We start from the raw sequence: 24,879 nt of genomic DNA, 5'->3' as shown, positions 1-24,879 counted from the left end.
GCTGACAGCAACTATTGCAGCAGTGGCCGACGCGCAGTGTTCATGGGCGCCGTAAAGAAATGTAAAGCAGGTCGACAGAAAGCCCCTCACCACCCGCTGCGTCCCGGCATGAGGGAAAACACCCCCTCGCTAAAATCGCCGGTTCCACAGCCTCTGGATATACCCCATGAACCGCTGCAAGACACCCACGAAAACGCTCACTTCCCTCGCTCTTTGCGCAGCCCTTGCCGGCGCCGCAGGTCTTTTCTCCCTCCACGCCAGCGCCCAGGACGAGGTGCCCCGTCCGCAGACGCAGAACGAGTCGCTCAACGGCGGGCGCAACTTTCCCATCGGCACGCTGCGCGGCAAGTTCATGGTGACCAGCGCCCCGGACGTCGAACTCGACGGCCGGGCCGATCGCCTGGGCGCCGGTGCGCGCATCCGCAGCCCGCAGAACATGCTGGTGATGCCCGGCGCCATCGTCGGCCAGAAGTACCTCGTGAACTACACGCGCGACGCCGCCGGGCTGCTGCGCGAAGTCTGGATCCTGACGCCCGACGAGGCCATGGCCAGCCGCGAATCGCTGAACAAGCCGTTCCTGAACATCTGGCCGTTCGTCTCGAACGACACGGTGAACACGCAGTAACGCGGCCACCCCTCAAGCAAGCAAAAATCCGCGGGCGCCACGCGCGCCTCGCAGCCCTTCACCTTTTCGAAGGGCACAGAGAACTCCCCCATGAAAAAAGTATTCATCAAGACCTTCGGCTGCCAGATGAACGAGTACGACTCGGACAAGATGGCGGACGTGCTCCACGCCGCGCAGGGCTACGAGCCCACGCAGAACGTGGACGAGGCCGACCTCATCCTGTTCAACACCTGCTCGGTGCGCGAGAAGGCGCAGGAGAAGGTGTTCTCCGACCTCGGCCGCGTGAAGCACCTGAAGGCCAAGGGCGTGAAGATCGGCGTGGGCGGCTGCGTGGCGAGCCAGGAAGGCCAGGCCATCATTGCGCGCGCGCCGTACGTCGACATCGTGTTCGGCCCGCAGACGTTGCACCGCCTGCCCGAGATGCTGAACGACCGCGACAGGCTCGACCGCCCGCAGGTCGACATCAGCTTCCCCGAGATCGAGAAGTTCGACCACCTGCCGCCCGCGCGCGTCGACGGCGCCACCGCCTTCGTGTCGATCATGGAAGGCTGCTCCAAGTACTGCAGCTACTGCGTGGTGCCCTACACCCGCGGCGAGGAAGTGAACCGCCCGCTCGACGACGTGCTGGTCGAGATCGCCGGCCTGGCCGACCAGGGTGTGCGCGAGATCACGCTGCTGGGCCAGAACGTGAACGCCTATCGCGGCAAGATGGGCGACACCGCTGAAATTGCCGACTTCGCGCTGCTCATCGAGTACGTGGCCGAGATCCCCGGCATCGAGCGCATCCGCTACACCACCAGCCACCCGAACGAGTTCACGCCCCGGCTCATCGAGGCCTACGCCAAGGTGCCGCAGCTCGTCTCGCATCTGCACCTGCCGGTGCAGCACGGCAGCGACCGCATCCTCATGGCCATGAAGCGCGGCTACACAGCCATGGAATACAAGAGCACGGTGCGCAAGCTGCGTGCCATCCGCCCCGACCTCGCATTGAGCAGCGACTTCATCGTCGGCTTCCCCGGCGAGACCGATGCCGACTTCGACAAGATGATGAAGCTCATCGACGACTGCCAGTTCGACAACAGCTTCAGCTTCATCTTCAGCCCGCGCCCCGGCACGCCCGCAGCCGCGCTGGCCGACGACACGCCGCACGAGGTGAAGCTCGCGCGCCTGCAGACGCTGCAGCGCGTCATCGATGGCAACGTGCGCCGCTTCGGCGATGCGCTCGTGGGCAGCACGCAGCGCGTGCTGGTCGAGGGCGCCTCGCGCAAGGACGCGAACGAACTCATGGGCCGCACCGCCTGCAACCGCGTCGTCAACTTCGAAGGCGACGCCCGCCTCGTGGGCCAGATGGCCGACCTGCGCATCACCCGCTCGCTGGCGTACACGCTGCGCGGCGAAGTGGTCACGCGCGAATCGGCCCTGGCTGCCGCCGCCACGGCGCTCGCCCACTGATGGCGAAACGTCCGTCCGTCCGGGGCTCGTTCCAGCAGCTCCTGCTGTTTGCCTTTTTGCTCATCACCGCGCTGCTGGTGGGCGTGGCGCTGCGCTCGGTGCTGCAGTACGACGCGCTCGTCACGCAAAGCCGCGACGCCGCCGCGCGCGCGCTGCGCCTGTCGGGCGCTTCACAGTCGCTGGCCGAACGCAGCGCGGCCATGGAGCGCGCGGGTCGCCAGTCGCTGGTGCTCAACGACGCCGTGCTGCGCCGCCGCTTCGATGAAGCGGCGCGCGAAGCCCACCAGGTGCTGGAGCGCCTGGAGCGCAACGGCCTGCCGGCCGCCGGCATCGACATGTGGCGCGGCCAGCTCGGCGTGATCGAAGGGCTGCTCAGCGGCAGCCCCGACAGCGCCCTGGCGCGCGAAAGCACGATGGCGATGCAGTTTCGCGAGCTCGACGCGCTGAACACCAACCTCGCGCAGCAGGCCCAGTTCCTCATCGAAACGCAGAACGACGCGCTGGCCAAGCGCATCGAGAACGCGCGCCGCCGGCTGATGCGCGAGGTGGTGGCCGCCAGCGTGCTGGCCGTGTCGCTGGCGCTGGCCTTCGGCATCTGGCTCGCGCGCCCCTTCAAGCGGCTCGAGAACGCCATCGTCGGCCTGGGCCAGAACCGGCTCGACGAACCGATCGACATCCGCGGCCCGGCCGACGTGCGGCGCGTGTCGCAGCAGCTCGAATGGCTGCGCCTGCGCCTGACCGAACTCGATGCCGACAAGGCACGCTTTCTGCGCCACGTGTCGCACGAGCTGAAGACGCCGCTGGCGGCGCTGCGCGAAGGCGTCTCGCTGCTCGAAGACGGCGTGACCGGCCCGCTGAATCCGGCGCAGCTCGAAGTCGCGCAGATCCTGCAGCAGAACACCGTGTCGCTGCAGAACCAGATCGAGGCGCTGCTGCGCTTCAACGCCGCCGCCTTCGAGGCGCGCGAGCTGCGCCGCGAGCGCACCGAGCTGCTGCCGCTGATCGAAGAACAGATCGAGGCCCAGCGCCTGCAGTGGCAGGCGCACGGCCTGCGCGTGCGCGCCGAGGGCGAGCCGATCACGCTGACGGTCGACCGCACCAAGCTCGGCACCGCCATCGCCAACCTGCTGTCGAACGCGATCCGCTTCTCGGCCGCGGGCGGCATCATCACGCTGGCCGTGTCGGGCACGCCCGAGGCGGTGCACATCGACGTGTGCGACGCCGGCCCCGGCATTGCCGCGGGCGACCGCGACCGCATCTTCGAACCCTTCTTCCGCGGCGAGCGCCAGCCCGAGCACACGGTGAAAGGCACCGGCATCGGACTTTCCATCGTGCAGGAGTACATTGCAGCCCATGGGGGCCGCATCGCCCTGCTGCCGGACGGCCCCGGTGCACGCTTTCGCATCGAACTGCCGCGCACGACCTGACCCCGGACACCCCCACCCAACACCGCCCCGCGCTTTTTCGACCCATGTTCCTTTCGTTCGTCCGCAGATCCACCTTCGCCGGGGCCATGGCCGTGCCATGCGCCCTGCTGCTGGCGGCCTGCGCCTCCCAGCCCAAGCCGCCGGCCGAAGCCGACGCGCTGCCGCCGCCCGTGGCCGCGCCGCGCGTGGTGCCGGTCGAGGCCGAGCCCCGCGCACCGGCCACGCAGCCGGCCTCGCTGTTCACGCAGCTCACGCAGGGCCCCGTCGCGGCCCTGCTGGCCTACGCCGACAAGGTGCGCCCGCTGGGCGGTGCCGACCTGAGCGCCGAAATTTCGCGCGTCGGCGAACAGGGCGAAACGCCCGCGGCGCAGATGCAGCTCGCGATCCTGCTCGCGCAGACCCGCGTGCCGGCCGACCTGGCGCGCGCGCTGGGCCTGCTGCAGCGCGTGATCGGCAACCCGGCGCCCGAGGCGCAGCCGCTGCACCCGCTCGCGCGGGCGCTGGCGGCGCGTTACATCGAGCAACGCCGCGTCGAGGACGACCGCGACAAGCAGGTGCAGCAACTGCGCGACAGCCAGCGCCGCATCGACCAGCTCAACGAGCGCATCGAGGCGCTGCGCGCCATCGAGCGCAGCTTCGCCCGGCCGAACACGCCGGCACCCGTCACTGCCCCCAGCGGAAGCCGAACCAATCCATGAGCGGCGTGCCGGGCCGCCCCAAACAAGCTCGCACCAAAGTGCGAAGCACGGAGGTAGATCGATGAGTACAACCGGCGCCCGCCTCCTCGTGGTCGATGACGACCCGGACATGCTGCGGCTGCTCTCGATGCGGCTGGTGTCGGCGGGCTACCAGGTCACGGCCGTCACGTCGGCCGAAACCGCGCTCACGCAGCTCGAGATCGAGCACCCGCAGCTGGTGCTCAGCGACGTGCGCCTGCCCGGTCGCGACGGCCTGCAGCTGTTCGACGAGATCCGCAAGCGCCATCCGACGCTGCCCGTCATCCTGCTGACCGCGCACGGCACCATTCCCGACGCGGTCGAAGCCACGGCGCGCGGCGTGTTCACCTACCTCACCAAGCCCTACGACGCGCGCGAACTGCTCGAGAAGATCTCGCAGGCGCTGGCGCTCGGCGCGCCCACCACCACGCCGAGCAAGACCGGCGACGACAGCTGGCGCTCGGAAATCGTGAGCCGCAGCAACCGCATGGCCGAGCTGCTGGCCGAGGCGCGCATGGTCGCCAAGTCGGACGCCTCCGTGCTGCTGCGCGGCGACTCCGGCGCCGGCAAGGAACTGCTGGCGCGCGCCATCCACAAGGCCAGCGCGCGCGCCGACAAGCCTTTCGTGGCGGTCAACTGCGGCGCCATTCCCGAGGCGCTGCTCGAATCCGAGCTGTTCGGCCACATGAAGGGCGCCTTCACCGACGCCCACGCGAACCACAAGGGCCTGTTCCAGCAGGCCGACGGCGGCACGCTGCTGCTCGACGAAATCGGGGACATGCCGCCCGCGCTGCAGGTCAAGCTGCTGCGCGTGCTGCAGGAGCGCGCGGTGCGCCCGCTGGGCGCGAGCCAGTCGATCGAGGTCGACGTGCGCATCGTCTCGGCCACCCACCGCGACCTGGACGCCGCGATGGAAGCCGGCCAGTTCCGCGAAGACCTCTATTACCGCCTGAACGTGGTGACGCTCACGCTGCCGCCGCTGTCGGCGCGGCGCGAAGACATCCCGCTGCTGGCGAACCACTTCCTGCAGAAGCTGTCGACCAAGTACGGCAAACGGCTGTCGGGCTTCGCGCCCGAGGCGCTGAAGGCGCTGACCACCGCCGCGTGGCCGGGCAACGTGCGCCAGCTCTACAACGTGGTGGAGCAGGTCTGCGCGCTGTCGGGCTCGCCGCTGATCCCGCTGGCGCTGGTGCAGCGCGCGCTGCGCGTGCCGAGCGTGGAGGTGCTCACCTATGCCGAGGCCAAGCAGCGTTTCGAGCGCGATTACCTCGTCGGCCTGCTCAAGCTGACCGACGGCAACGTGGCCGACGCCGCCCGTCTGGCCGACCGCAACCGCACCGAGTTCTACCGTCTGCTGCAGAAGCACGAGCTCACGCCGGGCAACTTCAAGGCGGACGTTGTCGCTCCCGGCGGCGACCCTGTCGCCGAGTAGCGACAGGCCTAAGTCGTTGATTTGAAAGGCTGTTTTCCGAGGGGCCCCAGGGCTTGTCGGGATTCGGCGACAAAAACAGGGGTTTCGGGGGCCTGACGGGCCCCTCCCCCACGAAAAACAGCTCCGAGTCGCGCCAAGTCGTTGATTTGAAAGCGTTTTTCCAGGCTGGCACAGGGTTTGCCCCTGTACTGGCATGACAGCACTTACCAGCCCATCTTTCGCACTGCGTCCGCAGCGCGACGGCCTGCGTCAAAAGCAGTTTTCCTCCTCGCGGCCCCGTGCCGCGGGCCATTCGCTGACCGCGCTCCCGGGCGTCGGCGGCGCCGCCACGGACTGCGTCTTCAAGCGCCTTCCGGCCATTGGCGACACCCCCCTCGACAAGCAACGTTGGTGAATGAAACGATGAAGCCGAACGACTTCTCCCAACTCAACGTCCTCGCCGAATCCGATTTCGCGCGCCGCAGCGCGCTGCGCGAGGAACGCCACCCCAACGCCGTCACCGCACCGCCGGTGAACCGCGGTTCCATGGCACCGCGCCCCTGGCGCGGTTTCTGGAACAGCCTGGGCACCGCCATGCTCGTGCGCCTGGGCGCCGGCCGCAACGCCGACAGCGCCCCCGCCGCCAAGCAAGCCGCCCCGGCCCCGCAGGCCTGGGAACGCGCCGCCGGCCAGCGCCGCCTCGCCTTCATGATGCTCACGCTGCTGAGCACGGTGATCGCGTCGTCGCTGTTCGCCAGCGTGCAACCCGACTACGACAACGTCTGGCTCGAATACGGCCAGATCGGCCTGTACGGCCTGCTGTCGGGCTGGGTCGTCACCGGTTTCGTGACGGCGCTCATGGGCTTCTACGTTTCGGTGCGCGGTGACAAGCACGCGCTGTCGGCCAAGCAGGTCGCCAACCATCCGATGAACCCCGAGGCACGCACCGCGATCATCATGCCGATCTGCAACGAAGACGTTGCCACGGTGTTCGCCGGCCTGCGCGCCACCTGCGAATCGGTCGCCACCACGGGCCACGCCAGGCAGTTCGACGTGTTCGTGCTGTCCGACAGCTACAACCCCGAGACCGCCGCCGCCGAGCGCGCCGCCTGGGAAGACCTGCGCGCCGCACTGGCCGAAAGCCCGAACCAGCCGCAGGTCGAGGTGTACTACCGCCTGCGCACCCGCCGCACGCACCGCAAGGCCGGCAACGTCGCCGACTTCTGCCGCCGCTGGGGCAAGGACTACCGCTACATGGTCGTGCTCGACGCCGACTCCGTGATGAGCGGCGACTGCCTGGCCTCGATGGTCAAGCTGATGGAAGCCAACCCCACCGCCGGCATCATCCAGACCGCGACGCAGGCCATCGGCCACGTCACGCTGCACGCCCGCGCACAGCAGTTCGCTTCGCGCGTGACGGGTCGCCTGTTCACGCTGGGCATGCAGTTCTGGCAGCTCGGCGAGTCGCACTACTGGGGCCACAACGCGATCATCCGCGTCGAAGCCTTCATGAAGCATTGCGCGCTGGCCCCGATCAAGGGCACCGGCGGCATGTCGGGCGGCATCATGTCGCACGACTTCGTCGAAGCCGCGCTGATGCGCCGCGCCGGCTACCACGTGTGGCTGGTGTCCGACCTGGTCGGCAGCTACGAGCAGCAACCGCCGGACCTGCTGGCCGAGCTGCAACGCGACCGCCGCTGGTGCCAGGGCAACCTGCAGAACGCCCGCCTGATGGCCGAACCCGGCATCCACCCCGTGCACCGCGCGATGTTCGTGACCGGCACCATGGCGTATGCCTCGGCCCCGCTGTGGCTTGCGTTCCTGACGCTGGGCACCGCCCTCTGGCTGAGCGGCTCGAGCCTCGTGTCGAGCTGGAGCGTGCTGCCCGCCGAACTCGCCGGCCTGTGGCTCTGGACCCTGTGCCTGCTGTTCCTGCCGCGCGTGCTGGGCATCGCTGCCGTGCTGATGCGCGGCGAGCAACGCCAGTACGGTGGTGTGTGGGGCCTCGTGAAGAGCTCGGTGCTCGAAGCCGGCCTGGCCATCGTGCAGGCCCCGGTCCGCATGCTGGCCCACTCGCTGTTCGTGCTCGTCGCCCTCACCGGCATCAAGCTCGACTGGAAGTCGCCCCCGCGTGAAGCCGCTGCCGTGCCGTGGAAGGTCGCTGCAACCCAGCTGGCCCCCATGACGCTGGTGATCGCCATGCTCGCCGTCGGCGTCGCCATGATCGACCCGAGCGCGCTGATCTGGCTCATGCCTGTCGGCCTGCCGCTGCTGCTGGCGATTCCGCTGACCGTGCTGACCAGTCAGATCGCGCTGGGCACCACGCTGCGCGACCGCGGCTTCCTGCTGATTCCCGAGGAATCGCGTTCGCCCGCCGTGCTACGCCGTGCGTGGATGCATGCCTTGCGCCTGGCGCGCCCGGCACTGGCGACCGCCTGATGCGCTGAAGACACAGCACCGATAAGAAGCCGACCTCAGGGTCGGCTTTTTTCATGGCGCATAGCTAGAATCGCGCCTTCCTTTTTTATCCCCCCACGGATCTCTTCGATCCCCTGGAGCGCCAAGTGCCTCGATTCGCCGTCATCACTCTCTGACGCCGACAACACCACTTCATTGCTGGTCATGTCGGGCGCCAAGCTGCGTTCCCACATTGACCAGACACGGCCCGCTCCGGCCGCCGAGTCGATCTCTCTTCCAGCTTCGCTCCCGCACGTTGTCGGTTCTTCCTGATTTGCATCTGGAGAACAACGTGTTCCCTCTCCCTTCCCTTTCTCTTTCGTCGATCCCGCTGCTCAAGTACCCGCGTACTGTGCATCTGGAAGGCTCGCGCCTGCAGGCCGGCGATACCGACGACGGCCAGACGCCGCTGTCTGCACTGCACGGCCAGCAGGTGGTCATCGAGGAAAAACTCGATGGCGCCAACGCGGCCGTGTCGTTCACTTCGGCGGGCGAACTGCTGCTGCAATCGCGCGGCCACTACCTGGCCGGCGGCGCGGGCGAGCGGCAGTTCAACCTGTTCAAGCACTGGGCCGCGGCGCATGAAGCGGCACTGCTCGAGCGGCTCGAAGACCGCTACGTGATGTACGGCGAGTGGTGCTTTGCCAAGCACAGCTGCTGGTACGACCGGCTGCCGGCCTTCTTCCTCGAGTTCGACATCTACGACCGGCAGGCACAGTGCTTCCTGTCGACGCCCGCGCGGCATGCGCTGCTGGCCGGTGGCCCGGTGCTGTCGGTGCCCGTGCTGTACGAGGGCGAGATGCCGCGCAACGCAAAGGCATTGCGCACGCTGGTGCAGCCGTCGCTCGCGCGCAGTGTCGACTGGAAGCCGGCCTTCGAGCAGGCGGTGGCGCACGAAGGCCAACCGCTCGACCTCGTGCGGCAGCAGACCGACCTGTCCGACCTGGCCGAGGGCCTGTACCTCAAGACCGAATCGGACGGCGAGGTGACCGGCCGCTACAAGTGGGTGCGACCCGACTTCGTGCAGACCATCCTCGACTCGGGCTCGCACCACAGTCGCCGACCCGTGCTGCCGAACCAAATGGCGCCGGGTGTGGACCTCTACGCGCCGACACCGCAAGTGAGCTGGCAAGACCTGGGGCTGCGCACGCTGCGCGACCCAGCCGAGCTGGCACCAACTACAAGGAGGCCGCGATGACCTACGACGATTTGCGCGCACTCGTCCCGACGTCTTCACAGGACTACGACTGGGCGCAGTGCTGCGACCTGCTGCCGGCCCTGCTGCGCCTGGAAGAAACACCACAGGACCCGTACTACCACGCCGAAGGCAACGTCGGCATCCACACACGCATGGTGCTCGACGCGCTCCTGGCCGACGCGCACTACCAGCGCGCCGATGCCGACGGCCGCTTCGTGCTGTTCATGGCCTGCCTGCTGCACGACATCGCCAAGCCCGACACCACGGTGATCGACGAGGCCAGCGGCCGCATCGGCCAGCCGGGCCATTCGCGCCGCGGATCGGTCGACGTGCGCGTGCTGATGTGGAAGGCCCGCGTGCCGTTCGCGTTGCGCGAGGCCGTGTGCCGGATCATCGCCGTGCACCAGGTACCGTTCCACGCCTTCGCCTCGCGCAAGGGCGTGCGGCCCGAGTGGCTGGTGCACAAGCTCTCGTGGGAGCTGAGCCTGCCCGACCTGTGCTGCGTGGCGCGCTGCGACATGGTGGGACGCCACTATGAAAAGCGCGCCGACAGCCTGGCCGACATCGCGCTCTTCGAGCAGCTGGCGCAGGAAGAAGGCTGCTGGGAAGGTCCACGAAAAATGGCCGATGCACACACGCGCCTGGCCTACTTCCGCGGCGCCGACACCAGCCCCGACTACCCGCTGTTCCAGACGCCGGGATCGCAGGTCACCGTGATGTGCGGCCTGCCCGCGAGCGGCAAGAACCACTGGGTGGCGCAGCACCGCAAGGGCTGGCCGGTCGTGTCGTTCGACGACGCGCGCGCCGAACTGGGCCTCAAGCACGGCGAGAACGACGGGCTCGCCGCGCACCACGCGGTCGACCAGGCGAAGGCATTGCTGCGCAAGCAGGAACGCTTCGTGTGGAACGCCACGCACCTGAGCCAGCAGATGCGCACCAAGACGCTCGACCTGCTCTGGGCGTACCACGCACAGACCGAGCTGGTGTACCTGGAGGTGCCGCACGCCGAGCTGATGCGCCGCAACCGCACGCGCGACACGACGCTGTCGAACGCCGGCATCGAGCGGATGCTGCACCGCTGGGAGCTGCCCGCGCCCGTCGAAGCGCACGCCACGGTCTACGACGTGCAAGCCTGAAAACGACAAAGCCCGCCGGGGCATCCCCCGGCGGGCTTCTGTCTGTCTCTATATATGCAGGCGACTCAGAACGGCAGCTTGCCGCCGCCTCCGCCCATGCCGGGCATTCCGCCCATGCCCTTCATGCCGCCCATCTTCTTCATCATCTTCATGAGGCCGCCGCCCTTCATCTTCTTCATCATGCCCTGCATCTGCTCGAACTCGTTGAGCAGGCGGTTCACTTCCTGAACCTGCACGCCGGCGCCGGCCGCGATGCGGCGCTTGCGCGTGGCCTTCAGCAGTTCGGGCTTGCGGCGTTCCAGCGGCGTCATGCTCTGGATGATCCCTTCCTTGCGGCGGATGTCGCGCTCGGCGCGGGTCATGTCGGCCTCGCTGGCCTTGGCGGCCATCTGCTGGGGCAGCTTGTCCATCAGGCTCGAGAGTCCGCCCATCTGCTTCATCTGCTGCAGCTGGCCAAGGAAGTCGTTCAGATCGAAGCCCGCGCCGCTCTTGACCTTGGCCGCGAGCTTCTGCGCCGCCTCGACGTCGACGCCAGCCGTGACCTGTTCGACCAGCGCGACGATGTCGCCCATGCCCAGGATGCGGCCGGCATGGCGCTCGGCGTCGAACACCTCGAGGCCGTCGATCTTCTCGCTCGTGCCGGCGAACTTGATCGGCACGCCCGTAACCTGGCGCACCGACAGCGCCGCACCGCCGCGCGAATCGCCGTCGGTCTTGGTCAGGATGATGCCGGTGAGGGGCAACGCTTCCTTGAAGGCCTTGGCGGTGTTGATCGCGTCTTGGCCCTGCATGGCATCGACCACGAACAGGGTTTCGACCGGATCGAGCGCCGCGTGCAGCTGCTTGATTTCGGTCATCAGCACTTCGTCGATGGCCAGGCGGCCGGCCGTGTCGACCAGCAGCACGTCGAAGTAGTGGCGCTTGGCGTGGTCGAGCGCAGCGCGTGCGATGTCCAGCGGTTTCTGGTCGGGCGTGCTCGGGAACCACTCGGCGCCGGCCTGCTTGGTCACCGTCTTGAGCTGCTCGATGGCGGCCGGGCGGTACACGTCGCCCGACACGGTGAGCACCTTCTTCTTGCGCTTCTCGATCAGGTGCTTGGCCAGCTTGGCGGTGGTGGTGGTCTTGCCGGCGCCCTGCAGGCCGGCCATGAGGATCACCGCCGGCGGCTGGGCCGCGAGGTTGATGTCCGACACGCCCTCGCCCATGGTGGCGGCGAGTTCGCGGTTGACGATACCGACCAGCGCCTGGCCCGGCTTGAGGGAGCCCAGCACTTCCTGGCCGAGCGCCTTCTCCTTCACGCGGGCGACGAAGTCGCGCACCACGGGCAGCGCCACGTCGGCCTCCAGCAGCGCCATGCGCACCTCGCGCAGCATGTCCTGCACGTTGCTTTCGGTGATGCGCGCCTGGCCGCTCATCGTCTTGACGAGGCGGGAGAACTTTTCGGTGAGGGCGGTGGCCATGAGCGGGATGCCTTGTCGCCCGCTGCGGCGGGCTATTTGAAAATCGGAAAGCGTCGCCCCGGTGAGGGGGTTGGCGCTGCGACACGAAGTGCGCAAGCCTGGGGGAGATAAACTGTACTGATGATTTTAGCGATCCCCTCCCCACTCGGCGTGGCGCTGGGCATCGCCACCGCGGCGGCCTACGGTTTTGCCGCTGCCGCCGGTGCGCGGCTCAGCCGCCAGACCACCCAATGGGCGCTCGGCATCGCATGGCTTCTGCATGCCGCGGTGCTCGGCCATGGGTTGGTCGGCGGCGACCCTCGCTTCGGTTTTGCGCCGGCGCTGTCGGTCACGGCGTGGCTGGTGCTCACGGTCTACGCGGTCGAAAGCCGCCTGTACCCGCAACTGAAGGCACGCCGCGCGCTGGCCTGGCTGGGCGCGGCCGCCGTGCTGCTGGCGCTGCTGTTCCCCGGCACGCCGCTGCATGTCAGCGCCTCGCCGTGGCTGCCGCTGCACCTGGCGCTGGGCATCGCTTCGTATGGTCTGTTCGGCGCCGCCGTGGTGCACGCCTGGCTGATCACGCGGGCCGAAAAGCAGATCCGCCTCGCCAGTGCCGATGCACAGGCCGGCGTGCCGCTGCTCACGCTGGAACGCCTCACCTTCCGTTTCGTCACCGCGGGCTTCGTGCTGCTGTCGGCCACGCTGCTGGCCGGCCTGCTGTTCAGCGAACAGCTCTACGGCGCCGCCGGCCGCGCCTGGAAGTGGGACCACAAGACCATCTTCTCGGTGCTCGCCTGGCTCAGCTTCGCGGTGCTGCTGACCGGGCGCGCGCGCTTCGGCTGGCGCGGACGCACCGCGCGACGCGTGCTGTACGCAGGCGCCGCGCTGCTGCTGCTGGCCTACGTGGGCTCGCGCTTCGTGCTCGAAGTCGTGCTGACGCGCCTGCCGGCATGAAGTACCTGCTCGTCCTCGCGGTGGTGTGGGTCGCGATCTGGCTCTGGCGCAAGAACCGGCGCGAAGAGATGCGCGACGCCCAACAGGAACGCGCCAGGAAGGCGCAGCAACGCACACCGGCCGTCGGCCCGCCGCAAGCCATGGTGCGCTGCGCCCACTGCGGGCTGCACCTGCCCGCGGCCGACGCACTCCCCGGGCCGGACGGCGCGGTGTACTGCAGCGCCGCGCACCGTCAGGCCGGCGCCGCCTCATGAGTTCGTTGCGCCGGTCGCGCGGCGAGCCGGCCACCGACTGGGACGTGCTCGACCTGGGCGCCGGCGACAGCACCGCCCTGCTGCGGCTGTGGCGCGGCTTCATGGCGGCACGCTGTTTCGTGGCGCTGGTGCTGGTGCTGCTGCAGGGCGTGGCTTTCGCCATCGGACAGGCCGTGCAGCCGCTGCCGATCGTGCTGTCGGGCGGCTACCTCGTGCTGGCCTGGCTGGAGATGCGCTACGCGCACTTCGAACCGCCGATCCGCGGCTTCTCGACGCTCTGGCTGCTGACCATCGGGGTCGACCTGGGCATCTTCAGCGCCTTGCAGGTGCTGCAGGGCGGCAGCGTCAACTACACGCCGCTGTTCGCGCTGCCGGTGTTGATGAGCGCGGTGCTCGGCACCCTGCTCGTCGGCCTGGGCACCACGGCCACCGTGACGCTGCTGCTGCTGGCCGACGCCGGCTGGCACTGGCTGCAGCAACCCAACGACCCGTCTGCGCGCTTCGTGCAGGCCGCCCTCACCGGCACCGGCCTGTTCGTGGTGGCGCTGCTCGCGCACGAGCTGGCACGCCGGCTGGCGCGCGAAGAGGCGGTGGCGCAACGCAGCCGCAGCCATGCGCAGATGCAGGCGCAGGTCAACGACCTCGTGATCGAAACGCTCAGCGAAGGCGTGCTCGTGATCGACGCCGAAGGACTGGTGCATGCGGTCAACCCGGCGGCCGACGCCATCCTCGGCCAGGGCCTGGCGCAACTGGCGCTGCCGTTCCCGCTGCACACCCAGCCGGCCTGGCATGCGCTGGCCGCGCTGGCGCGCCAGACCTTCGCGCGGCGCGCGCCGCAGACCGAAGAAATCCCGGTGGCGCAGGCACGCGGCGCGGCGCGCGAGGTGCGCGTGCGCACCCGGCTCACGCCCACCGACGACCGGCGCGCCGACAGCCTGTGCGTGATGTTCCTGCAGGACCTGCGCGAGCTCGAAGCCCGCATCCGCACCGAAAAGCTCGCCGCGATGGGCCGCATGTCGGCCGCGGTGGCGCATGAAATCCGCAACCCGCTGGCCGCCATCGCGCAGGCCAGCGCGCTGCTCAGCGAAGACCTGACCGACCCGGCGCACCGCAAGCTGACCGACATGGTGCAGCACAACGCGCAGCGCCTGGCGCGCATCGTGGACGACGTGCTCGACGTCTCGCGCGCGCGCCAGCAGCGCGTGCTGTCGCTGGGCGAACAACTGGTGCTCGACCCGGCCGCGCAGATCCTGGCCGAGGAATGGGTGCGCCAGACGCAGCGCAAGGGCGTGCGCATCGCGCTCGACGCGCCGGGCAGCGAGGTGCGCTTCGAGGCCGAGCACCTGCGCCGCCTGCTGGTGAACCTGCTGGACAACGCGGCGCGCTACGCGAGCCAGCGCGAGGGCGCGATCCAGGTCATCACCACCTTGCAGCGAGCCGGCGTGCAGCGCGCCGCGTTGCTGGTGTGGAGCGATGGTGCACCGCTGGAACCGGCGGTGCAGCGCCACCTGTTCGAACCCTTCTTCTCGTCCGAGAGCCGCTCCAGCGGCCTGGGCCTGTTCCTGTGCCGCGAGCTGTGCCGGCGCCACGGCGCGACCATCGGCTACGAACGGCGCGCGCTGGTGCCGGGCGGCCCCGAGGGCAATGAATTCTTCGTCAGCTTCGCACCGAGCGAAAACCGGCTGACACAATAGCGGCCGTGAGCTCCCTCCCGCCCTCCGCCGCCGCCTCGCGCCCCGCGCAGATCCTCGTCATCGACGACGAGCCCGACCTGCGCACGCTCTACGAACTCACGCTGCTGCGCGAAGGCTACCGGGTGGAGGCCGCGGGCAGCGTGTCCGAAGCCTGGCAGCACCTCGAGGCCGGCCGCTTCGACGCCGTGATCACCGACATGCGGCTGCCCGACGGCGAAGGCATGGAGATCATCCACCGCATCCAGAAGGACCAGCGCAGCGAGCGTTGCGTGGTCATGACCGCCTACGGCTCGGCCGAGAACGCGGTCGAGGCGCTGAAGGCCGGCGCCTTCGACTACCTCACGAAGCCGGTCGACCTGAAGCAGTTCCGCGCGGTGGTCGCGTCGGCCGTGCAGGCCAACCGCGCCGCGGTGGTCGTGCCGCAGAAGCCCGCGCCGCAAGCCGCCGGCCGCAGCGGCGAACGCCCCGACGCACTGGCCGTGACGCGCAGCGGCGCCACCGCGCTCGACCGGCTGGTCGGCGACTCCGAGCCGATGCGCCTCGTCAAGTCGCGCATCGCCAAGGTGGCGCGCGGCATGGCGCCCGTGCTGGTGCGCGGCGAATCGGGCACCGGCAAGGAGCTGGTCGCGCGCGCCGTGCACGGCTGCAGCCAGCGCAGCGACGGCCCGTTCGTTGCGGTGAACTGCGGCGCCATTCCCGAGAACCTGCTCGAGGCCGAGTTCTTCGGCGCCAAGAAGGGCTCGTACACCGGCTCGTCGCAAGACCGCGACGGCTACTTCCAGGCGGCGCGCGACGGCACGCTGTTTCTCGACGAGATCGGCGACCTGCCGCTGGCCATGCAGTCGAAGCTGCTGCGCGCCATCCAGGAACGCAGCGTGCGCGCCATCGGCTCGACGCAGGAAGACGCGGTCGACGTGCGCATCGTGAGCGCCACCCACAAGGATCTGCACGCCGAAGTGCTGGCCGGCCGCTTCCGGCAAGACCTGTTCTACCGCCTCAACGTGATCGAGATCGCGGTGCCCGCGCTGCGCGAGCGCCGCGAAGACCTGCCCGCCCTGTGCACCGCGCTGCTCGCACGCATCGCGCAAGACGGGGGCCTGCCGGCGCCGCGCCTGTCCGACGCGCTGCTGCAGCGCCTGGCCCAGCACCCGCTCGACGGCAACGTGCGCGAACTCGAGAACCTGCTGCACCGCGCCGTGGCGCTGAACGACGGCGACGAGCTGCACATCGACCTCATGGGTGCGATGCCGGTGGCGCCTCGCACCGAATCGATCGTGCCGACCGAGGCGGCGACCGCCGCTGTTGCGGCGCCCGCACCGGCACCAGCCGTCGAGCCCAAGCCCGCACCGCCGCCGCTGCCTTCCGATCTGCAAGCCTGGCTCGACCAGCAGGAGCGCGAGATCCTCGTGCGCGCGCTGCACGAAAGCGGCTTCAACCGCACGGCCGCCGCCGCGCGGCTGGGCATGAGCCTGCGCCAGATCCGCTACCGCATCGCGCGCTTGGGCATCTCCACGCCCAACGGCGACGACGGCGCCACCGCGCATGCCGACGACTGACGGCCTCGCCAATCCACCGACCGGCGACGACGGACTCTGGCGCGCCGGCTGGTACCGCTTCGCCAAGGCCCTGCCCTCGCCCAACTTCGGCCCGCGCCCCGTCGGCGCGCAGACCGACCTGATCGTGCTGCACTCGATCAGCCTGCCGCCGGGCGAGTACGGCGGCGACGCGGTGCAGCAGCTCTTCACCAACCGGCTCGACTGGGACGCGCACCCGTACTTCCAGTCGATCCGCGGGCTCGAGGTGTCCTCGCATTTCTATGTGCGGCGCAACGGCGAGCTCTGGCAATTCGTGAGCTGCGACGACCGCGCCTGGCATGCCGGTGTGTCGTCGTGGCGCGGACGCACCAACTGCAACGACGACTCCGTCGGCATCGAGCTCGAAGGCCTCGAGGGCGAGCGCTTCGAAGAGGCGCAGTACGAAACGCTGGCCAGCCTCTGCGCCGCGCTCGCGCAGCACTGCGCCATCGCCCACATCGCCGGCCACGAGCACATCGCGCCCGGCCGCAAGCAGGACCCCGGCGCCGGTTTCGACTGGCGCCTGCTGCGCGAACAGCTCGGCTGGAATCCACAGATGTTTCCCGAGCAGGTGGTGGCGCGCTAATTTTTTCAATCGCTCCGTGGCCCGCGATGCGCCGCTCTCGCAGCGCAGCAATCTCGTAAGCGCAGGCACGCGACGCAGCAACCATGCGGCCTGCAGGCCCAAATCGCCTTGCAAGCCGCGCCCCGCGTGGGTTGCGCCACCATGGTCCAGTATTCACGCGGCATCGCTGGCGATGCGCTGAGTGCGGAGCAATTTCCGCAGGGACCGCCCCAGAGGAAAACACTACCTGTAGTGGCTTGTAGGGCGCCGACACCCTAGATATAGTGTCTTCCCGTTCGGCAACAACGCCGACGCAAGGCCCGCGAGGCCTTGCCAACCAACAAGAATTGCACAACCGAGAGGAAGCGAATGCAAACTGCACTGAACACCCCGTCGACCCCCCGCGCCGTCCCCGCGACGCCGCAGCAGCAACAAGACACTGCGGGCTCGCCCACCGGTCAGAACCTCGCCCACTACCAGATCATTCGCCGCAACGGCGCCGTCGTTCCCTTCGAACCGAACAAGATCGCCATCGCCATGATGAAGGCCTTCCTGGCCGTGCATGGCACCCAGGGCGCGGCTTCGGCCAGCGTGCGCGAGACGGTCGACACGCTCACGCAAGGCGTGATCCGCGCCATGGTGCGTTCGCGTCCGGGCGGCGGCACCTTCCACATCGAAGACGTGCAGGACCAGGTCGAGCTCGGCCTGATGCGTGGCGGCCACCACGAAATCGCGCGTGCCTACGTGCTGTACCGCGAACGCCGCACGCAGGAACGCTCCAAGCAAGTCGAGCAAGACCTGCCCACCGCGCCGGTGCTGCACGTGCTCGACAACGGCGAGCGCGTGGCGCTCGACCTGAACGAGCTCAAGGGCCTGATCGAATCGGCCTGCGAAAACCTGGGCGACAGCATCACCGCGGCCCCCATCGTCGCCGAGACGATGCGCAACCTGTACGACGGCGTGCCGCTGGACGAGGTCTACAAGGCCTCCATCCTGGCCGCCCGCACGCTGATCGAGAAGGACCCCGACTACACCTTCGCCACCGCGCGCCTGCTGCTGCACACGATCTTCAAGGAGATCATCGGCCGCGAAGTGATGCCGGTCGAGCGCGCCACCGCCTACGCCGATTACTTCCCGCAGTTCATCAAGAAGGGCGTCGAGAACGAGCTGCTCGACGAGAAGCTGCTGCAGTACGACCTGCCCCGCCTGGGCGCCGCCCTGAAGGCCGAGCGCGACAACCAGTTCGACTACCTCGGCCTGCAGACGCTGTACGACCGCTACTTCCTGCACGTGCGCAAGACCCGCATCGAGCTGCCGCAGGCCTTCTTCATGCGCGTGGCCATGGGCCTGTCGCTTGGCGAAATCGACCGCGAAGCCCGCGCCATCGAGTTCTACGAAGTGCTGTCGTCGTTCGACTTCATGTCGAGCACGCCCACGCTGTTCAACGCCGGCACGCTGCGCTCGCAGCTGTCCAGCTGCTACCTGACCACCGTGCCCGACGACCTGGACGGCATCTACGAGTCGATCAAGGAAAACGCGCTGCTGTCGAAGTTCGCCGGCGGCCTGGGCAACGACTGGACCCGCGTGCGCGCGCTGGGCAGCCACATCAAGGGCACCAACGGCGAATCGCAGGGCGTGGTGCCCTTCCTGAAGGTGGTGAACGACACGGCCGTGGCCGTGAACCAGGGCGGCAAGCGCAAGGGCGCCGTCTGCACCTACCTGGAAACCTGGCACCTCGACATCGAGGAGTTCCTGGAGCTGCGCAAGAACACCGGCGACGACCGCCGCCGCACGCACGACATGAACACCGCCAACTGGATCCCCGACCTCTTCATGCGCCGCGTGATGGAAAAGGGCACCTGGACGCTGTTCTCGCCGTCGAACGTGCCTGACCTGCACGACCTGTTCGGCGCCGACTTCGAAAAGGCCTACGTCGCCTACGAAGAGAAGGCCGCCCGCGGCGAGATCAAGCCCGCGCGCACCCTCCAGGCGTCGGACCTGTGGCGCAAGATGCTCACGATGCTGTTCGAGACCGGCCATCCCTGGATCACGTTCAAGGACGCCTGCAACGTGCGCTCGCCGCAGCAGCACGCCGGTGTCGTGCACTCGTCTAACCTGTGCACCGAGATCACGCTGAACACCAGCGACACCGAAACCGCCGTGTGCAACCTGGGTTCCGTGAACCTGCTGCAGCATCTGAAGGACGGCAAGGTCGACCAGGAAAAGCTGAAGAAGACGATCTCCACGGCGATGCGCATGCTCGACAACGTGATCGACATCAACTACTACGCCGTGAAGAAGGCGCGCGACTCCAACCTGCGCCACCGTCCGGTCGGCCTGGGCCTCATGGGCTTCCAGGACGCGCTGTACGAACTGCGCATTCCCTACGCTTCGCAGGAAGCCGTGCAGTTCGCCGACGAGTCGATGGAAGCCATCTGCTACCACGCCTACTGGGCCTCGACCGAGCTGGCCAAGGAACGCGGCAAGTACTCGAGCTACAAGGGCTCGCTGTGGGACAAGGGCATCCTGCCGATCGACTCGCTCGACCTGCTCGAGAAGGCCCGCGGCGGCTACGTCGAAGTGGACCGTTCGGCCACCCTCGACTGGGACACGCTGCGCGCCAAGATCAAGGCCGACGGCATGCGCAATTCGAACTGCGTGGCGATCGCCCCGACCGCGACCATCTCGAACATCATCGGCGTGGATGCTTCCATCGAACCCTGCTTCGGCAACCTGTCGGTCAAGTCGAACCTGTCGGGCGAATTCACCGTCATCAACCACTACCTGGTGCGCGACCTGAAGCGCCTGGGCCTGTGGGACGACGTGATGGTCATGGACCTGAAGCACTTCGACGGTTCGCTGCGTCCCATCGACCGCGTGCCGCAAGACGTGAAGGCGCTGTACGCCACCGCGTTCGAAGTGGAAACCACGTGGCTGGTGGAAGCCGCCGCACGTCGCCAGAAGTGGATCGACCAGGCGCAGTCGCTGAACATCTACATGGCCGGCGCCTCGGGCAAGAAGCTCGACGACACCTACAAGCTCGCGTGGCTGCGCGGCCTGAAGACCACGTACTACCTGCGCACGCAGAGCGCGACGCACGCTGAAAAGTCGACGGTGCAATCGGGCCGTCTCAACGCGGTGTCGTCGGGCAACGACGCACCCTCGGGCATGAGTGCACTCGAAGCCGCCGCTGCTGCAGCGAAGGCACAGATGAGCGCGATGCCCGCCACCGACATCGCGTTCTGCGGTGTCGACGATCCGACCTGCGAAGCCTGCCAGTGATGTGCAAGTGAAGCGTCATTGAAAAAAAGACGCTTCGATCGATCAGCGAGGTGCTCGCAAAAGCGAAAGCGAAAAGCGCGCGACGTTCAATCAATCAAGGCATTGACTGACGTCGCGCGATGCATGCGAGCAACATAACAACCCCATAAATGGCGCACGATGTGAACGAGCACTTTGCAACTCACATCGTTGCTCCGATAATTGCGCATTGGATTTTTCTATGTTGACCTGGGACGAAGAAGTCAAGCCCTCCTTACCAAAGGATATGCAACAAGGATTGCAGCAGCACCACGCATCGACCAGCGGTTCTTCCGCAGGTCGCGCGGTCGCCGCTCCGACTTCGTCGCTTGCACAACCCACCACTGCCACCGCACCGGTGGCCGCCGCTGCAGGCCAGCGCGTCAAGGCTTCCGACAAGCGCATCATCAACGGCCAGACCGACGTCAACCAGTTGGTGCCGTTCAAGTACAAGTGGGCCTGGGAAAAGTACCTCGCCACCTGCGCCAACCACTGGATGCCGCAGGAAGTGAACATGACGCGCGACATCGCGTTGTGGAAAGACCCGAACGGCCTGACCGAAGACGAACGCCGCATCGTCAAGCGCAACCTCGGCTTCTTCGTGACCGCCGACTCGCTGGCCGCCAACAACATCGTGCTGGGCACCTACCGCCACATCACGGCCCCCGAGTGCCGCCAGTTCCTGCTGCGCCAGGCCTTCGAGGAAGCGATCCACACGCACGCGTACCAGTACATCGTCGAGTCGCTCGGCCTGGACGAGAGCGAGATCTTCAACGCCTACAACGAAGTGCAATCGATCCGCGAGAAGGACCAGTTCCTGCTCCCGTTCATCGACGCCATCAGCGACCCGCTCTTCAAGACCGGCACGCACGAGACCGACCAGACGCTGCTCAAGTCGCTCATCGTGTTCGCCTGCCTGATGGAAGGCCTCTTCTTCTACGTCGGCTTCACGCAGATCCTTGCGCTGGGCCGCCAGAACAAGATGACCGGCGCCGCCGAGCAGTACCAGTACATCCTGCGCGACGAGTCGATGCACTGCAATTTCGGCATCGACCTGATCAACCAGCTCAAGCTCGAGAATCCCGGCCTGTGGACTGCAGAGTTCAAGGCCGAGATCAAGGACCTCTTCATGAAGGCCGTCGAGCTCGAATACAAATACGCCGAAGACACCATGCCGCGCGGCGTGCTCGGCATGAACGCCTCCATGTTCAAGGGCTACCTGCGCTACATCGCCAACCGGCGCGCGCAGCAGATCGGCCTCGAAACGCTCTTCCCGAACGAGGAAAACCCGTTCCCCTGGATGAGCGAAATGATTGACCTGAAGAAAGAGCGCAACTTTTTCGAAACCCGCGTGATCGAGTACCAGTCGGGTGGTGCGCTCTCCTGGGATTGAATTTTTCGATACACAACAATTCATGAATTCAAGAATTGCCCTTGCCACCGACTGCGCCACAGAGCGCGGCATGGACGAGGGCTCAGGTGTTCATGGTGCTGGAGCTCAGATTCCAACGCCATGAATCACTTCACGCTCCCAACGCGCGTGGAGTGCTTCAATAGGTTGATTTTTTCAACTTGATCAAGGAGAAATAGAAATGGCAACTGCAAAGAAAGCGCCGACCAAGAAGGTCGCTGCAAAGAAGGCTCCGGCAAAGAAGGCTGTCGCCGCGAAGAAGGCTCCGGCAAAGAAGGTCGCTGCCAAGAAGGCTCCGGCTAAGAAGGCTGTCGCCAAGAAGGTCGTAGCGAAGAAGGCTCCGGCAAAGAAGGTCGCGGCCAAGAAGGTTGCAGCCAAGAAGGTCGTAGCGAAGAAGGCTGCACCGGCGAAGAAGGCCGCTGCCAAGAAGGCTCCGGCAAAGAAGGCCGCCGCCAAGAAGGCGCCAGCCAAGAAGGCCGTAGCGAAGAAGGCGCCTGCCAAGAAGGCTGCTGCCAAGAAGGCCCCTGCGAAGAAGGCTGCCGCCAAGAAGGCTCCTGCCAAAAAGGCAGCCGCCAAGAAAGCCGCGAAAAAGCCCGCTGCCAAGCCTGCCGCTGCTGCCAAGAAGCCTGCTGCCAAGAAGGCCGCCGCGCCTGCGAAGGCTGCCGTAGCGCCTGCCCCTGCGGCGCAAACGACGCTGAATCCCCAGGCAGCCTGGCCGTTTCCGACGGCCAGCAAGCCCTGAGTGAATTCTCAGCGGCCCTGAAAGGCACAAAGCCCGGCACCGCAAGGTGCCGGGCTTTTTTCATGGGCGCCCGCTATTTGCCGTATCGCCGAAGCGATGCAGGCACGTCAGCGAATCACAGGTCGAGCGTCGCGCGATCGATCTGGTAGTTCTGCGGTCCGCGTTGCGCAATCTTGAGCGCGCCGATGCGATTGCCGAGGGCTGCGCAGCGGGCCAGCGGCCATTCCTTTTCCAGGCCGTACAGCAGGCCGCCGCGCCATGCGTCGCCGCAACCCGTGGGCTCGATCACCGCTGCGGGCACCACGCCGGGCACGTGCTCGCGCTCGCCGTTCGTCCACACCTCGCAGCCTTCGGCGGCCAGCGTGACCACAAGACCACGCACGCGCTGCGAGATCTCGGCCAGGCTCCATCCGGTGCGCTGCGCCAGCATCTTGCCTTCGTAGTCGTTGACCACGACCCAGCTCGCGAGCTCGATGAAGTGACGCAGCGCGTCGCCGTCGAACATCGGAAGGCCCTGGCCCGGATCGAACACGAAGGGAATGCCGGCGGCGGCGAATTGCTCGGCGTGCTGCAGCATCGCGTCGCGGCCGTCGGGCGCGATGATGCCGAGCTTGATGTCTTCGCGCGCCACCACCTTCGTGACGTGCGCCTGCTGCATCGCGCCGGGGTGGAACGCCGTGATCTGGTTGTTGTCCGTGTCGTTCATGATCATCGCCTGCGCGGTGAACGTGTCGTCGAGCTGACGCACGAACTCCGTGCTGATGCCCAGCGTGCGCATGCGTTCGGCGTAGTCGGCACCGTCGCTGCCCAGCGTGGCCATCGGCAGCGCCGTGCCGCCGAGTGCGTTGAGGCTGTAGGCAATGTTGCCGGCACAGCCGCCGAAGTCACGACGCAGGCCCGGCACCAGGAACGACACATTCAGGATGTGCAGCTGGTCCGGAAGGATCTGGTCGGCGAACCGGCCCTCGAAAGTCATGATGGTGTCGAACGCGAGGGAACCGCAAATCACTGCTGCCATGGGTGGACCGTAGGTTGGATGAAAAAGGGAACGAACGGCGCGCGTGTCGGCGCTCCGCTCAGGGATAGAAAGCTTCGACGCGGTAGCCCGCGATCGGCGGCAGCGCCGCTGCTTCGCTGGCCGACAAGGTCAGCGGCAGCGAGGCCGCACGGTCGGCACGCGCGGCCAGCACGCCGGGCGCGCCGTAGTCGGTCGGTGTCAGCACGCGCCGCACGACAGCCTGCTCCTGCGAGTCGAGCAGCGACAACTCGATGGCCGGCATGGCGAGCGGCACGGTCGCCGCATTGCGCAAGGTGAAGCTCAGCCGGTAGTCGTTGCCACCGCTCTTCTCGCGCGCGAAGGCCGCGCCTTCGATCACGATGTCGCCGATCTGGCGCAGCGGTGCGAGCTCGCAGCCGGTGTACTGGCACAGCGCCGACAGGGCCGGCCGCAGGTTCGGCTGGCGCGCCACGATGCCGTCGCGCTCATGGCGAACGACCTGCACGATGAGGATCAACGCCGCGAGCACGGCCAACACCGCGATCAGGCGACGTGTGCCCTTGCGTTGCCAGAAGCCGAGAGACTTTTTGACCGGCTCGTCTTCTTCGGCGAAGGGATGGTCCTCGGGCGCCTCGAAGGTTGCGGAGAGCGAGAAGTCGGGCTCGCCTTCGGCACGGATGCCGGGGCCGGGCAGCGGCGCGACCGCCGCTTCGTGCTGTTGCGCGTCGCGGGCCTTGGCGTTCGCGATCTTGGCCGACTTGGCGCGCGCGCGGCGCAACGCCTTCTGGATCAGGAGCTGGTCGTGGTCTTTTTCTTCCTGCTCACGCTCTCCAGCCGCGCCGTCGTCATCCTCACCGGTCGCTGCGACCAGCCCGCGCAGCGCGGAACTGCGCGGCAGGTTGGGCAAGGGCGGCGCAGGCGACGGTGACGCGGGCGGCGGTGCGCCGAGGTTCAGGTCGATGTTCGGAAACGGCGGCAGCGAACTCGCGGGCGGACGCCATGCGGGTTCTCGGGTGTCAAGATCGGACCAGGGCTCGTCTGCAGAAAGTCCGTGCGCGGGCAGCGTCAGCGAGAAAGGCAGGGGCGGCGCGGCCGGCGCCGCGGCAGCGGTCGACAGGCCCGCCTCGTCGTGAGGCGCAGGCGTTGGCGCTTGCGGCTCGGACTCGTCGTCGAGAAAGTCTGCTTCCTCGACTGCTGCTGGCACCGCCGTCAGGTCGATGCGCGCATCCTCGAAAGACGCCACCAGTGCGGCCATCGAAGCCATCGGCGAAGAGGCCGGTGCGGGTGCCGGCGCGGCAGGCGCGGACGCGGCACCATCGGGCGCATCCTGCAGGTCGAGCGTGGCATCGAACACATGGCTGCAGCGGCCGCAGCGCACCCAACCGTCCGAGATGCGAAGCTGGTCGCGCACCACCTTGAAGGTGGTGGTGCAGGCGGGGCAACGCGTGACGAGGCTCATGACGGGGCGATTGTAGGGTTGGGCCCTCGCCACTCAGGCAGGCGCCCGGGGCGCCCGCAGCGCGAGCG

At 67.7% G+C, this 24,879-nt stretch carries 20 protein-coding genes; 16 read left to right on the top strand and 4 right to left on the bottom strand.

Features of this window, described 5'->3' with window-relative positions:
- Positions 1–166 precede the first annotated feature (166 nt).
- From RZE79_RS04465 to mdoH, 6 genes are all read left to right on the top strand, one after another.
- The gene (locus tag RZE79_RS04465; RefSeq protein ID WP_319359190.1) at positions 167–625 is read left to right on the top strand and encodes a hypothetical protein; all 459 of its coding nucleotides are present in this window, start codon (positions 167–169) and stop codon (positions 623–625) included.
- 90 nt (positions 626–715) lie between these two features.
- Positions 716–2,077 (top strand): tRNA (N6-isopentenyl adenosine(37)-C2)-methylthiotransferase MiaB, encoded by a 1,362-nt coding sequence (miaB, locus tag RZE79_RS04460; protein ID WP_319359189.1) that lies wholly within the window; start codon positions 716–718, stop codon positions 2,075–2,077.
- Positions 2,077–3,504, top strand: coding sequence for an ATP-binding protein (locus tag RZE79_RS04455; protein ID WP_319359188.1), 1,428 nt, complete (start codon positions 2,077–2,079; stop codon positions 3,502–3,504). The genes miaB and RZE79_RS04455 overlap by 1 nt, the downstream gene beginning before the upstream one ends.
- A gap of 86 nt (positions 3,505–3,590) precedes the next feature.
- Entirely contained in the window at positions 3,591–4,202 is a 612-nt protein-coding gene (locus tag RZE79_RS04450; protein ID WP_373696536.1) for a hypothetical protein, read from the top strand.
- A 61-nt stretch (positions 4,203–4,263) separates the two neighbouring features.
- A complete protein-coding gene (locus RZE79_RS04445; RefSeq protein WP_101491163.1) occupies positions 4,264–5,652 on the top strand; it encodes a sigma 54-interacting transcriptional regulator in 1,389 nt (462 codons plus the stop codon).
- A gap of 402 nt (positions 5,653–6,054) precedes the next feature.
- A complete protein-coding gene (gene mdoH / locus RZE79_RS04440) occupies positions 6,055–8,070 on the top strand; it encodes a glucans biosynthesis glucosyltransferase MdoH (protein ID WP_319359186.1) in 2,016 nt (671 codons plus the stop codon).
- A 35-nt stretch (positions 8,071–8,105) separates the two neighbouring features.
- Here the strand turns inward: mdoH and RZE79_RS04435 are convergent, their stop codons facing one another.
- Positions 8,106–8,255 (bottom strand): hypothetical protein, encoded by a 150-nt coding sequence (locus RZE79_RS04435; protein WP_319359185.1) that lies wholly within the window; start codon positions 8,253–8,255, stop codon positions 8,106–8,108.
- 125 nt (positions 8,256–8,380) lie between these two features.
- On the opposite strand from RZE79_RS04435, the gene RZE79_RS04430 reads away from it, so the two are divergent.
- Positions 8,381–9,286, top strand: a complete 906-nt coding sequence (locus RZE79_RS04430; RefSeq protein ID WP_319359184.1) for an RNA ligase family protein — start codon at positions 8,381–8,383, stop codon at positions 9,284–9,286.
- Complete coding sequence (locus tag RZE79_RS04425; protein ID WP_319359183.1) at positions 9,283–10,422, top strand: AAA family ATPase; 1,140 nt, start codon at positions 9,283–9,285, stop codon at positions 10,420–10,422. The genes RZE79_RS04430 and RZE79_RS04425 overlap by 4 nt, the downstream gene beginning before the upstream one ends.
- A gap of 65 nt (positions 10,423–10,487) precedes the next feature.
- Here RZE79_RS04425 and ffh read toward each other — a convergent pair whose 3' ends face one another.
- The gene (gene ffh, locus RZE79_RS04420; RefSeq protein WP_101491166.1) at positions 10,488–11,882 is read right to left on the bottom strand and encodes a signal recognition particle protein; all 1,395 of its coding nucleotides are present in this window, start codon (positions 11,880–11,882) and stop codon (positions 10,488–10,490) included.
- A gap of 120 nt (positions 11,883–12,002) precedes the next feature.
- Between ffh and RZE79_RS04415 the strand changes: the two genes are divergently transcribed.
- The 8 genes from RZE79_RS04415 to RZE79_RS04380 all read left to right on the top strand — a co-directional run bounded on the left by RZE79_RS04415 (position 12,003) and on the right by RZE79_RS04380 (position 22,355).
- On the top strand, positions 12,003–12,815 hold the full coding sequence (locus RZE79_RS04415) for an inner membrane protein YpjD (protein ID WP_153280617.1): 813 nt from the start codon (positions 12,003–12,005) through the stop codon (positions 12,813–12,815).
- Complete coding sequence (locus RZE79_RS04410; protein WP_319359182.1) at positions 12,812–13,069, top strand: PP0621 family protein; 258 nt, start codon at positions 12,812–12,814, stop codon at positions 13,067–13,069. Before RZE79_RS04415 ends, RZE79_RS04410 begins: the two co-directional genes overlap by 4 nt.
- Positions 13,066–14,763 (top strand): histidine kinase dimerization/phospho-acceptor domain-containing protein, encoded by a 1,698-nt coding sequence (locus tag RZE79_RS04405; RefSeq protein WP_319359181.1) that lies wholly within the window; start codon positions 13,066–13,068, stop codon positions 14,761–14,763. The genes RZE79_RS04410 and RZE79_RS04405 overlap by 4 nt, the downstream gene beginning before the upstream one ends.
- Positions 14,764–14,768: 5 nt before the next feature.
- Complete coding sequence (locus RZE79_RS04400; protein ID WP_319359180.1) at positions 14,769–16,319, top strand: sigma-54 dependent transcriptional regulator; 1,551 nt, start codon at positions 14,769–14,771, stop codon at positions 16,317–16,319.
- Positions 16,306–16,923: a 1,6-anhydro-N-acetylmuramyl-L-alanine amidase AmpD gene (gene ampD / locus RZE79_RS04395; RefSeq protein WP_319359179.1), complete on the top strand. Its 618-nt coding sequence runs from the start codon at positions 16,306–16,308 to the stop codon at positions 16,921–16,923. The genes RZE79_RS04400 and ampD overlap by 14 nt, the downstream gene beginning before the upstream one ends.
- 348 nt (positions 16,924–17,271) lie before the next feature.
- The gene (locus RZE79_RS04390) at positions 17,272–20,184 is read left to right on the top strand and encodes a ribonucleoside-diphosphate reductase subunit alpha (protein WP_319359178.1); all 2,913 of its coding nucleotides are present in this window, start codon (positions 17,272–17,274) and stop codon (positions 20,182–20,184) included.
- Positions 20,185–20,404: 220 nt separating this feature from the next.
- The gene (locus RZE79_RS04385; protein WP_319359177.1) at positions 20,405–21,595 is read left to right on the top strand and encodes a ribonucleotide-diphosphate reductase subunit beta; all 1,191 of its coding nucleotides are present in this window, start codon (positions 20,405–20,407) and stop codon (positions 21,593–21,595) included.
- A gap of 199 nt (positions 21,596–21,794) precedes the next feature.
- Positions 21,795–22,355, top strand: a complete 561-nt coding sequence (locus RZE79_RS04380; protein WP_099795107.1) for a histone H1-like DNA-binding protein — start codon at positions 21,795–21,797, stop codon at positions 22,353–22,355.
- Between the two features lie 115 nt (positions 22,356–22,470).
- Here the strand turns inward: RZE79_RS04380 and RZE79_RS04375 are convergent, their stop codons facing one another.
- Positions 22,471–23,373, bottom strand: coding sequence for a carbohydrate kinase family protein (locus tag RZE79_RS04375; protein WP_319359176.1), 903 nt, complete (start codon positions 23,371–23,373; stop codon positions 22,471–22,473).
- Between the two features lie 58 nt (positions 23,374–23,431).
- Complete coding sequence (locus RZE79_RS04370) at positions 23,432–24,811, bottom strand: zinc-ribbon and DUF3426 domain-containing protein (RefSeq protein WP_319359175.1); 1,380 nt, start codon at positions 24,809–24,811, stop codon at positions 23,432–23,434.
- Positions 24,812–24,879 lie beyond the last annotated feature (68 nt).

Origin of the sequence: Variovorax sp. EBFNA2 (genome assembly GCF_033802765.1) — a bacterium.
GTDB classification, from domain to species: Bacteria; Pseudomonadota; Gammaproteobacteria; order Burkholderiales; family Burkholderiaceae_C; genus Variovorax; species Variovorax paradoxus_H.
The sequence above is the reverse complement of the archived record's forward strand: the minus strand, read 5'-3'. Positions and strand labels throughout refer to the sequence as shown.

Coding starts and splice junctions, on each gene's coding strand:
- RZE79_RS04405 (WP_319359181.1), top strand. CDS start 13,066: ATGAGTTCGTTGCGCCGGTCGCGCGGCGAGCCGGCCACCGACTGGGAC.
- RZE79_RS04390 (WP_319359178.1), top strand. CDS start 17,272: ATGCAAACTGCACTGAACACCCCGTCGACCCCCCGCGCCGTCCCCGCG.
- RZE79_RS04385 (WP_319359177.1), top strand. CDS start 20,405: ATGTTGACCTGGGACGAAGAAGTCAAGCCCTCCTTACCAAAGGATATG.
- ampD (WP_319359179.1), top strand. CDS start 16,306: ATGCCGACGACTGACGGCCTCGCCAATCCACCGACCGGCGACGACGGA.
- RZE79_RS04445 (WP_101491163.1), top strand. CDS start 4,264: ATGAGTACAACCGGCGCCCGCCTCCTCGTGGTCGATGACGACCCGGAC.
- mdoH (WP_319359186.1), top strand. CDS start 6,055: ATGAAGCCGAACGACTTCTCCCAACTCAACGTCCTCGCCGAATCCGAT.
- miaB (WP_319359189.1), top strand. CDS start 716: ATGAAAAAAGTATTCATCAAGACCTTCGGCTGCCAGATGAACGAGTAC.
- RZE79_RS04375 (WP_319359176.1), bottom strand. CDS start 23,373: ATGGCAGCAGTGATTTGCGGTTCCCTCGCGTTCGACACCATCATGACT.
- ffh (WP_101491166.1), bottom strand. CDS start 11,882: ATGGCCACCGCCCTCACCGAAAAGTTCTCCCGCCTCGTCAAGACGATG.
- RZE79_RS04450 (WP_373696536.1), top strand. CDS start 3,591: ATGGCCGTGCCATGCGCCCTGCTGCTGGCGGCCTGCGCCTCCCAGCCC.
- RZE79_RS04380 (WP_099795107.1), top strand. CDS start 21,795: ATGGCAACTGCAAAGAAAGCGCCGACCAAGAAGGTCGCTGCAAAGAAG.
- RZE79_RS04410 (WP_319359182.1), top strand. CDS start 12,812: ATGAAGTACCTGCTCGTCCTCGCGGTGGTGTGGGTCGCGATCTGGCTC.
- RZE79_RS04465 (WP_319359190.1), top strand. CDS start 167: ATGAACCGCTGCAAGACACCCACGAAAACGCTCACTTCCCTCGCTCTT.
- RZE79_RS04415 (WP_153280617.1), top strand. CDS start 12,003: ATGATTTTAGCGATCCCCTCCCCACTCGGCGTGGCGCTGGGCATCGCC.
- RZE79_RS04370 (WP_319359175.1), bottom strand. CDS start 24,811: ATGAGCCTCGTCACGCGTTGCCCCGCCTGCACCACCACCTTCAAGGTG.
- RZE79_RS04455 (WP_319359188.1), top strand. CDS start 2,077: ATGGCGAAACGTCCGTCCGTCCGGGGCTCGTTCCAGCAGCTCCTGCTG.
- RZE79_RS04425 (WP_319359183.1), top strand. CDS start 9,283: ATGACCTACGACGATTTGCGCGCACTCGTCCCGACGTCTTCACAGGAC.
- RZE79_RS04435 (WP_319359185.1), bottom strand. CDS start 8,255: ATGACCAGCAATGAAGTGGTGTTGTCGGCGTCAGAGAGTGATGACGGC.